The following is a 9,696-nucleotide window of genomic DNA, read 5'->3' as shown; positions in this document are numbered from 1 at the left end:
TTCTCGTTCGACATCACCCGCGACCCCAACCCGCACGTCGGGTTCGGCGGCACCGGCGCGCACTACTGCATCGGCACACACCTGGCGCGCATGACGATCAACCTGATCTTCAACGCGGTCGCCGATCACGTCCCGGACCTGACGCCGCTGGCGACACCGGAGCGACTACGGTCGGGTTGGCTCAACGGGATCAAACACTGGCAGGTCGACTACACCGGCACCTGCCCGGTGGCGCACTAAAGCGTCGAGGACCCGACCGCAGCACACCGGGTCGCGACACCGTCGTGAGAAGGCCTCAGCGGGGCCGTGAGCATCAAAGGAGTACACGGGTGGATTTCACTCCCGAACCGGAGCAACAGGCCGTCGCCGACGTGGTCACGTCGGTGTTGAGCCGCGACAACCGTTGGCAGGCACTGGTCTCCGGCGGCGTCACCGCGCTGGCCGTGCCCGAACGCCTCGACGGTGACGGTGTGGGCCTGCTGGAGGTGGCCACCGCGCTGACCGAGATCGGCCGGCACGGCACCGTCAGCCCCGCATTGGCGACCCTGGGCCTGGGCCTGGTTCCGCTTCTCGACCTGGCCTCGCCGTCCCAGCAGGACCGCTACCTCGCCGGTGTCGCCGGCGGTGCGGTGCTGACCGCCGCGCTCAACGAGCCGGCCGCGTCGCTGCCCGAGAACCCCGCCACCACGTTGAGCGGTAACCGCTTGTCGGGCACCAAGATCGGGGTGCCCTACGCCCAAGAGGCCAACTGGATGCTGGTCACCACCGACAACGGTGTGGTGGTGGTGTCCCCGAAGGCCGACGGGGTGCAGCTGACCAAGACCCCGACCGCCAACCACAGTGACGAGTACACGGTCGTGTTCACCGACGTCGCGGTCGCCGATGAGGACGTGCTGGCCGGGGCGAGCGTGCACCGGGCCAACCAGTTGGCGCTGGCGATGATCGGGGCGTTCTCCTCCGGTCTGGTCGCCGGCGCGCTACGGCTGACCGCCGACTACGTCGGCACCCGTGAGCAATTCGGTCGCCCGCTGTCGACGTTCCAGACGGTGGCAGCGCAACTCTCCGAGGTCTACATCGTCTCGCGCACTATCACCCTGGCGGCCACCTCGGTGGTGTGGCGGTTGGCCAGCGACCTCGGCGACGATGCGCTCACCGAAAGCGATCTGGGCGTGCTCGGATACTGGATCACGTCGCAGGCGCCGCCGATGATGCAGATCTGCCATCATCTGCACGGCGGGATGGGCATGGACATCGACTATCCGATGGACCGGTACTACTCGACCATCAAGGATCTGGCCCGTCTGCTCGGTGGCAAGTCGTACCGTCTCGACCTGGTGGGAGTGTAATGTTCATCGACCTGACTGCGGAGCAGCGCAAACTGCAAGCCGAACTGCGGCAGTATTTCGCCACGCTGATCAAGCCCGACGAGGCCGAAGCGATGGCCGTCGACCGGCACAACTCGGCCTACCGCGACGTGATCCGCCGGATGGGTTCCGACGGCAAGCTCGGGGTCGGCTGGCCCACCGAGTTCGGCGGCCTGGGTTTCGGCCCGATCGAGCAGCAGATCTTCGTCAACGAGGCGCAGCGCGCCGACATCCCGCTGCCCGCGGTGACCCTGCAGACCGTCGGCCCGACCCTGCAGGTCTACGGCACCGACGAGCAGAAGAAGAAGTTCCTTCCCGCGATCCTCGCCGGCGAGGTGCACTTCGCGATCGGCTACTCCGAGCCGGAGGCCGGCACCGACCTGGCGTCGTTGCGCACCACCGCGGTCCGCGACGGCGACCACTACGTCATCAACGGCCAGAAGGTGTTCACCACCGGAGCCCATGACGCCGACTACATCTGGCTGGCGGCACGTACCGACCCGACCGCGGTGAAACACAAAGGCATCTCGATCTTCATCGTCGACACCAAGGACCCGGGTTATTCGTTCACCCCGATGATCCTGTCCGACGGCGCGCACCACACCAACGCCACCTACTACACCGATGTGCGGGTGCCGGCCGACATGCTCGTCGGCGAGGAGAACGGCGGATGGAAGCTGATCACCACCCAGCTCAACAACGAACGTGTCATGTTGGGGCCGGCCGGCCGGTTCGGGGCGATCTACGACCGCGTGCACGCGTGGGCGAACCAGCCCGGCAGCGACGGTGTCACCCCGATCAGCCATGACGCGGTGCGCCGCGGCCTCGCTGAGATCCGCGCGATGTTCCGCATCAACGAACTGCTCAACTGGCAGGTCGCGGCCGCCGGGGACGTCATCGACGTCGCCGATGCGGCAGCGACGAAAGTGTTTGGCACCGAGCGTATCCAGTACGCGGGACGCCTGGCTGAGGAGATCGTCGGCGGATACGGCAACCCGGCCGATCCGGCGACCGGCGAGCTGTTGGAATGGCTGGACGTGCAGACGAAGCGCAACCTCGTGATCACCTTCGGCGGTGGTGTCAACGAGGTGATGCGCGAGATGATCGCCTCCGCCGGCCTGAAGGTTCCGAGGGTGCCGCGATGAGCAACGACCTGCAGACAGGAATCGACAAGCTGCTGGCCACCGGCCGCAGCGCACCGCGAGCCGGCCGGGATCCGGTGAACCAGCCGATGATTCACCACTGGGTTGATGCCATCGGCGACGCCAACCCGATTTACGTCGACGCTGACGCCGCCGAGGCGGCCGGTCATCCCGGGGTCGTCGCCCCGCCGGCGATGATCCAGGTGTGGACGATGATGGGCCTCGGCGGTGTTCGCCCCGACGACGACCCGTTGGGCAAGATCATCGAGTTATTCGACGGCGCAGGCTATGTCGGGGTGGTGGCCACCAACTGCGAGCAGACCTACCACCGCTATCTGCGTCCCGGTGAAGAAGTCAGCGTCACCGCTGAGATCACCGATGTCGTCGGGCCCAAGCAGACCGGCCTGGGCGAGGGTTACTTCATCAACCAGAAGATCCGCTGGTGGGTCGGCGAGGAATCCGTCGCCGACATGGACTGGCGGATCCTGAAGTTCATCCCGCGTGCCAAGGAGGCGGCTGCGCCCGCCACCGCGGTGCCCGAGGACCTCGATCCGGACAAGCTGATGCGCCCGTCGTCGTCGCGGGACAGCCGGTACTTCTGGGACGGCGTCGCCGCCCACGAACTGCGCATCCAGCGCCGTCCCGACGGCAGCCTGCAGCACCCGCCGGTGCCGGCGGTCTGGGCGGACAAGGACGCGCCGGTCGACTACGTGGTGGCCAAGGGCACCGGCACCGTGTTCAGCTACGTGGTCCATCACGCACCGAAGGTGCCGGGGCGGCGCCTGCCGTTCGTCATCGCCCTGGTGGAACTCGACGAGGGCGTGCGGATGCTGGGCGAGTTGCGCGGCGTCGACGCCGAGAAGGTGGAGATCGGAATGCCCGTGCAGGCAACCTTTATCGACTTCCCCGCCGGGGAGGACGCCGAGGCGAGCCCCGCCTGGACGCTCTACGCGTGGGAGCCGGTCCCGTGACCGGGGTCGACGCCGCCGACGTCGCGGTGGGAACCACGCTGCCGGAGTTGAAGATCCACGGTGATCCGACGTTCATCGTCTCCACCGCGATCGCCACGCGCGACTACCAGGACGTGCACCACGACCGGGACTCGGCGCAGGCCAAGGGATCGAAGGACATCTTCGTCAACATCCTCACCGACACCGGCCTGGTGCAGCGCTACCTCACCGACTGGGCGGGACCGCGGGCGGTGATCCGTTCCATCGGTCTGCGCCTCGGGGTGCCCTGGTACGCCTACGACACGGTGACGTTCACCGGCGAGGTGACCGCCGTCGAGGACGGGCTGATCACGGTGGAAGTGGTGGGGGCCAACAGTCTCGGCGATCATGTGGTGGCGACGGCGACCCTGACCCTCGGAGGTGTGTAGTGCTATCCGGTAAGGCCGCGATCGCCGGGATCGGCGCCACCGACTTCTCCAAGGCCTCCGGCCGCAGCGAGCTGCGACTGGCCACCGAGGCGGTGCTCGACGCCCTCGACGACGCGGGACTGACACCGGCCGACGTCGACGGCCTGGTCACCTTCACCATGGACTCCAACCTGGAGACCGCCGTCGCGCGGGCCACCGGGGTGGGGGAGTTGAGCTTCTTCTCCCAGATCGGCTACGGCGGCGGAGCCGCCGCGGCCACCGTGCAGCAGGCCGCGATGGCGGTCGCCACCGGCGTGGCTGACGTCGTCGTGGCGTACCGAGCTTTTAATGAACGCTCGGAGTTCCGGTTCGGCCAGGTGATGACCGGGCTGACCGTCAACGCCGACTCCCGCGGCGTGGAGTACAGCTGGTCGTATCCGCACGGGCTGTCCACCCCGGCGGCGTCGGTGGCGATGGTCGCCCGCCGCTACATGCACGAATACGGCGCCACCAGTGCCGATTTCGGTGCTGTGTCGGTCGCCGACCGCAAACACGCCGCCACCAACCCGAAGGCGCACTTCTACGGCAAGCCGATCACGATCGAGGATCACCAGAACTCGCGGATGATCGCCGATCCGCTGCGGCTTTTGGACTGCTGCCAGGAGACCGACGGCGGGGTGGCGATCGTGATCACCTCCGCCGAGCGGGCCAAGGACCTGAGACACCGTCCGGCGGTCATCGAGGCGGCCGCGCAGGGTTCCGGGGCCGACCAGTTCACCATGTACTCCTACTACCGTGACGAACTCGGCCTCCCGGAGATGGGCCTGGTCGGCCGGCAACTGTGGGCGCAGTCGGGTCTTTCGCCCGCCGACATCGCAACGGCGGTGCTTTACGACCACTTCACCCCGTACACGCTGATCCAGTTGGAGGAGCTGGGGTTCTGCGGCAAGGGTGAGGCCAAGGACTTCATCGCCGACGGTGCGATCGAACTCGGCGGCCGCCTGCCGATCAACACCCACGGCGGACAACTCGGCGAGGCCTACGTGCACGGCATGAACGGCATCTCCGAGGCGGTGCGCCAACTGCGCGGCACCTCGGTCAACCAGGTCGACGGCGTCGAGCACGTGCTGGTCACCGCCGGCACCGGGGTGCCGACCTCCGGGCTGATCCTCGGCTGAGCCCACCCCGCGCCGAGCCTTCACCGCGCCGAGCGTGAAGCTAGGTTCACGCTCGGGCTCCACCGTGAACCTGGCTTCACGCTCGGCGGGCGGGGTGAATCGATCCGCCCCAGTGAAGTGACGATTCCGCCGCCGGCTGGCACGCTGCCGCCATGGCCGAGCCATTTTTGGGCAGTGCGGCGCTGGCATCGGGACAACTGACCAAGGCGCAGCTCGCCACCGGGCACACCCGGCTCTACCGCGACGTATACCTGCCCAACGGGATGGCGATCACCGCGATCGACCGGGCTCGGGCAGCCTGGCTGTGGTCGCGGCGCCGCGGGGTGGTTGCCGGCTTCTCGGCAGCCGCGCTGCACGGCAGCGAGTGGGTCTCCGCTGAGCGGCCGGCAGAACTGCTCCACAACAACCGGCATCGGCTGCCGGGCCTGCTGGTCCACGGCGACGTGCTCGACCCCGACGAGGTCGAGGAGCTCGGTGGGCTCCCGGTCACCACCGCGGCCCGCACCGCCGTCGACCTGGGCTGTTGGTATCCGACGGTCGAGGCGGTGGCCGGGTTGGATGCGCTGGTACGCGCGGTGAAGGTCAACGACGTCGACGTGCAGCAGATCCTGCGCCGGTCCGCCGGCCGACGCGGCATCGCCCGCGCCCGGGCGTCGCTGTCACTCGTCGACGCCGGAGCCGAGTCGCCGAAGGAAAGCTGGCTGCGCGTCATCTTGATCCAGGCCGGACTGCCCCGCCCGCAGACGCAGATCCCGGTCTACGACGGCTACTGGAAACCCTTCGCGGTGCTCGACATGGGCTGGCCCGAGTTGAAGGTCGCCGCGGAGTACGACGGGGAGCAGCACCGCACCGACCGGCGCCGCTACCGCTGGGACACCCAACGGCACGAACGTCTGCAGCGGTGCGGCTGGATCGTGATCCGGGTGCTCGCCGGGGACCGGGAACCCGAGATCGTCCACCGGGTGCGCTCCGCCCTGGCCCGCCGAGCGTGAACCTAGCTTCACGCTGGCGCCCGAGCGTGAACCTAGCTTCACACTCGCAGCGCCGGCGAGCCCCGGCGAGCCCCGGAGAGCCCTGGAGCGCGCCGGAGAGCCCCGGAGAGCCCTGGAGAGCCCCGGAGGGCTCAGCTGCGCACCAGCTCCACCCCGGAGAGCACCACGGCGTCCTCGCGGGCCGGAGCGGTGACCGTGGCCAGCAGCCGGTCGGCCTCCGACCAGATGGAGGCACGCAGCGTCTCACCGGGGAACACCACCCCGGCGAAACGGGCGCCGAAGCTGCCCACCGCGCCGGCGTCGCCGTCCAGTGCGGTGTCGACGATCGCCTTGCAGGTCATGCCGTAGGTGCACAGGCCGTGCAGGATCGGCTGGTCGAACCCGGCGGCGGCGGCGAAGGCGGGATCGGAGTGCAGCGGGTTGCGGTCCCCGCACAGCCGGTACAGCAGCGCCTGCTGCGGCAGCACCGGGATGTCGACCTGGTGATCGGGGGCGCGATCCGGCGGGCCGCCCGGGCCCGACGGGCCGCGCTCACCGCCGAAACCGCCCTCACCGCGGGCGAAGATCGACCGCTGCTGGGTCCACAGCACCGTCCCGTCGGTGGCGGTGACGGTGGTCTCCAGATCCACCACCGCGGCCTTGCCCTTGTCCCACACCCCGGCGATGCGGCTCTGCGCGCGGGCCGATCCCGACGCCGGCAGCGGTGCGGGCACGCTCACCTTCTCCGAGGCGTGCAGGATCTTGGCCAGGTCGATCTCGATGCCCGGCCAGCTCACCGTCGGCGGTGCCACATCGTTGAACGACGCGGCCACGCACCCGAACGTCGGCAGCACCTGCGGGCTCCCGTCGACGACGTAGCTCAACTCGCGGGGGTCCATCGGGTCGGCCCCGGCGCCCAGGGCGAGGTTGTAGAGCTGGACGTTGGTGGCGCTCCAGGAGAACTCGGTGCTCCCGAACTCCGCACCGAGTGCAGCGTCGAGGTCGATCGGCATGTCAGGCCCTTTCTGTCGGGGATCCGGCCAGGTGCAGCGCCGCCAGGTAGCCGAACGTCATCGCCGGCCCGATCGTGCCGCCCGGGCCGGGATAGGTGTGTCCCATCACCGGGGCGCTGACATTGCCGGCCGCGTACAGGCCGGGGATCACACTGTTGTCGTCGCGCAGTGCACGGCCGTGCACGTCGATGCGGATCCCGCCCTTGGTGCCGAGATCGCCGGGGACCATCTTCGCCGCGTAGTAGGGCGCGTGGCCGATCTCGCCGAGGTTGGGGTTCGGCTTGTTGGTGGGGTCCCCGTAGTAGCGGTCGTAGGCACTCTTGCCGCGGCCGAAGTCCTCGTCGACGCCGGTGCGGGCGAACCCGTTGAACCGGTCGATGGTGGCGGCCAACTCCGCGGCGGGCAGGCCGGTCTGCTCGGCGAGGCCCTCGACGGTGTCGGCGGAGACGATCACCCCGGACTCCACCCACTTGCGGGGCAGCCGCTGGCCCGGGTTGAGCCCGGCGAAGATGTAGTTGTCGCGGTAGCGCTGGTCGAAGATCAGCCAGGCGGGGATGTTCTCACCCGGCCCGGGGCCCTGCCCGTAGGTGCCGCCGTACATGTGGTGCACCGCCTCCACGTAGGGCATCGACTCGTTCATGAACCGCTTACCGGCCATGTTGACGATGATCGACCCCGGCGAGTTGCGCTCCGAGAGCGCGAACCACGGCGCGTCGTCGAGCGGCACGGTCGGCCCCCACCAGGCGTCGGCCATGATGTCCAGCGCCGCGCCGAGCTTCTCCCCGGCCAGGATGCCGTCCCCGGTGTTGGCTTTCGCGCCGACGGTCCAGTCGGTGGTGATCGGGGCGCGCTGGTATTTCACCCGCATCTGCTCGTTGTGCTCGAAGCCGCCGCAGGCCAGGATCACCCCGCGGCGCGCGCGGATCAGTTCGGGCTCGCCGCCCTCGACGGTGGTGTCGCGCACGTACACCCCGGCGACGACGCCGTCGTCGGCGACGAACAGGTCGGTCAGCGCGGTGTTCAGCCGCACCGGCACCCCGGCGCGCTGCAGCCCGATGCGCAGCGGCGCGATCAGCGCCCGGCCCATCCCGACCAGGTTCTTGCCGGTGGACTTGGCCCACACGGTCCGCGCGCCCACCTTCAGGCTGCGCAGCACCCCGCGCGGGTGCCGTTTGAGCTGGTTGAGCCGCACATAGTCCTGCTGCATGACGACCACGTTCAGCGGCACCTTGCCGTACGCGGGCTCCAGGCCCTTCTCGTCGGCGCCGAGCTTGCGGGCGTTGAACGGCTTCGGCTCGATGGAGCGCCCACCGGCCCGGCCGCCGGGCTCCTCCGGGTAGTAGTCGGAGTAGCCGGGCACCCAGCACATCTTCAACGGCGAGTGCTTCAGCACGAACGACAGCATCTCCGGGCCGCGGTCCAGATAGGTGTCGATCATCTCGGCGGGCACCACGTCGCCGACGATGCCGTGCAGGTAGGTGCGGGCCGCCTCGGGGGTGTCGGAGATGCCGCGGCGCTTGAGCACCTCGTTGTTCGGAATCCACACTCCGCCACCGGATCGGGCGGTCGAACCGCCGAAATGGGGTGCCTTCTCGATGACGATCGCGGAAAGGCCCTGGTGAGCCGCGGTCAGGGCGGCAACCATGCCGGCACCACCGCTTCCGACCACGACGACGTCGTACTCCTGACTGGTCATGTAGAACACGTTATAGAATTGGGCTGGCCGACCGCTACTCGAGGCGGACCGGCCCCGACCGACCCGGACCGATGACGAGGGGAATTCTCGACGATGCTCGCCGATGCGACCCGCCGCCAGCTCGCGGCCGACCTGGCCACCGCCGAGCGGTCCGGGGTGCCGATCGCGCCGCTGACCGACGCTCACCCCGACATGGACGTGGTCGACGCCTACCAGATCCAGCTGCTCAACATCGCCGATCGGGTCGCCGCCGGAGCGCGGGTGGTCGGCCACAAGGTGGGCCTGTCCAGCGCGGCGATGCAGCAGATGATGGGTGTGGACGAACCCGACTACGGGCACCTGCTCGACGACATGGCGGTCTTCGAGGACACCCCGGTGGCCACCGCGAAGTACCTGTTCCCGCGGGTGGAGGTGGAGGTGGGCTTCATCCTGGCCGCCGACCTGCCCGGCGCGGACTGCACCGAGGACGACGTGCTGGCCGGCACCGAGGCGTTCGTGCCCGCGATCGAGCTCATCGACTCGCGGATCGAGAACTGGCAGATCAAACTCTGCGACACCATCGCCGACAACGCCTCCTCGGCGGGCTGGGTGCTCGGCGCCGGGCGGGTGGCCCCCGGCGATATCGACATCACCGCCATCGACGCGTCGCTGACCCGCAACGGCGAGGTGGTGGCCACCGGGCGCAGCGACGCGGTGCTGGGTAACCCGGTCACCGCGGTCGCCTGGCTGGCGCGCAAGGTGGAGAGTTTCGGGGTGCGGCTGCGCGCCGGCGACATCGTGTTGCCGGGCACGGCCACCCGGGCGATCGACGTCCGGCCCGGCGACGAGTTCGTCGCCGATTTCACCGGGCTCGGCTCGGTTCATCTGAGTTTCGAGAAGTAGGGAGAGGACAATGCCGCAGAAGGCGTCGGTTGCCATTGTGGGTTCGGGCAACATCAGTACCGATTTGTTGTACAAGTTGTTGCGGTCGGAGTG

The 9,696-nt window shown here is 69.0% G+C and carries 10 protein-coding genes and 1 pseudogene; 9 read left to right on the top strand and 2 right to left on the bottom strand.

Annotated elements, in window-relative coordinates:
* The 7 genes and pseudogenes from B8W67_RS19450 to B8W67_RS19420 all read left to right on the top strand — a co-directional run.
* Positions 1 to 240: pseudogene (locus B8W67_RS19450) on the top strand (steroid C27-monooxygenase); the annotation flags it as partial.
* A gap of 89 nt (positions 241 to 329) precedes the next feature.
* A complete protein-coding gene (locus B8W67_RS19445) occupies positions 330 to 1,346 on the top strand; it encodes an acyl-CoA dehydrogenase family protein (protein ID WP_085305794.1) in 1,017 nt (338 codons plus the stop codon).
* Positions 1,346 to 2,509, top strand: coding sequence for an acyl-CoA dehydrogenase FadE29 (gene fadE29 / locus B8W67_RS19440; protein ID WP_085305792.1), 1,164 nt, complete (start codon positions 1,346 to 1,348; stop codon positions 2,507 to 2,509). The genes B8W67_RS19445 and fadE29 overlap by 1 nt, the downstream gene beginning before the upstream one ends.
* On the top strand, positions 2,506 to 3,477 hold the full coding sequence (locus B8W67_RS19435) for a bifunctional MaoC family dehydratase N-terminal/OB-fold nucleic acid binding domain-containing protein (protein WP_069393215.1): 972 nt from the start codon (positions 2,506 to 2,508) through the stop codon (positions 3,475 to 3,477). The genes fadE29 and B8W67_RS19435 overlap by 4 nt, the downstream gene beginning before the upstream one ends.
* Positions 3,459 to 3,884 carry a MaoC family dehydratase gene (locus tag B8W67_RS19430; RefSeq protein WP_275080525.1) on the top strand — a complete coding sequence of 142 codons (426 nt, stop codon included), beginning with the start codon at positions 3,459 to 3,461 and terminating at the stop codon, positions 3,882 to 3,884. The genes B8W67_RS19435 and B8W67_RS19430 overlap by 19 nt, the downstream gene beginning before the upstream one ends.
* Positions 3,884 to 5,041, top strand: coding sequence for a 17-hydroxy-3-oxo-4-pregnene-20-carboxyl-CoA lyase (locus B8W67_RS19425; RefSeq protein WP_069393217.1), 1,158 nt, complete (start codon positions 3,884 to 3,886; stop codon positions 5,039 to 5,041). Before B8W67_RS19430 ends, B8W67_RS19425 begins: the two co-directional genes overlap by 1 nt.
* Before the next feature lie 152 nt (positions 5,042 to 5,193).
* Complete coding sequence (locus B8W67_RS19420; RefSeq protein ID WP_069393218.1) at positions 5,194 to 6,033, top strand: type IV toxin-antitoxin system AbiEi family antitoxin; 840 nt, start codon at positions 5,194 to 5,196, stop codon at positions 6,031 to 6,033.
* Positions 6,034 to 6,164: 131 nt separating this feature from the next.
* Here the strand turns inward: B8W67_RS19420 and B8W67_RS19415 are convergent, their stop codons facing one another.
* Positions 6,165 to 7,025 carry an enoyl-CoA hydratase ChsH3 gene (locus tag B8W67_RS19415; protein WP_069393219.1) on the bottom strand — a complete coding sequence of 287 codons (861 nt, stop codon included), beginning with the start codon at positions 7,023 to 7,025 and terminating at the stop codon, positions 6,165 to 6,167.
* 1 nt (position 7,026) lies between these two features.
* Complete coding sequence (gene kstD, locus B8W67_RS19410) at positions 7,027 to 8,721, bottom strand: 3-oxosteroid 1-dehydrogenase (protein ID WP_069393237.1); 1,695 nt, start codon at positions 8,719 to 8,721, stop codon at positions 7,027 to 7,029.
* Between the two features lie 93 nt (positions 8,722 to 8,814).
* Between kstD and B8W67_RS19405 the strand changes: the two genes are divergently transcribed.
* Together B8W67_RS19405 and B8W67_RS21465 are read left to right on the top strand one after the other, a co-directional pair.
* Entirely contained in the window at positions 8,815 to 9,603 is a 789-nt protein-coding gene (locus B8W67_RS19405; protein WP_085305790.1) for a 2-keto-4-pentenoate hydratase, read from the top strand.
* Positions 9,604 to 9,613: 10 nt separating this feature from the next.
* On the top strand, positions 9,614 to 9,696 hold an 83-nt coding region (locus tag B8W67_RS21465), incomplete at its 3' end, for a hypothetical protein (protein WP_234806834.1).

This window comes from Mycolicibacillus koreensis, from assembly GCF_002104795.1.
Lineage (GTDB): Bacteria > Actinomycetota > Actinomycetes > Mycobacteriales > Mycobacteriaceae > Mycobacterium > Mycobacterium koreense.
The sequence above is the reverse complement of the archived record's forward strand: the minus strand, read 5'-3'. Positions and strand labels throughout refer to the sequence as shown.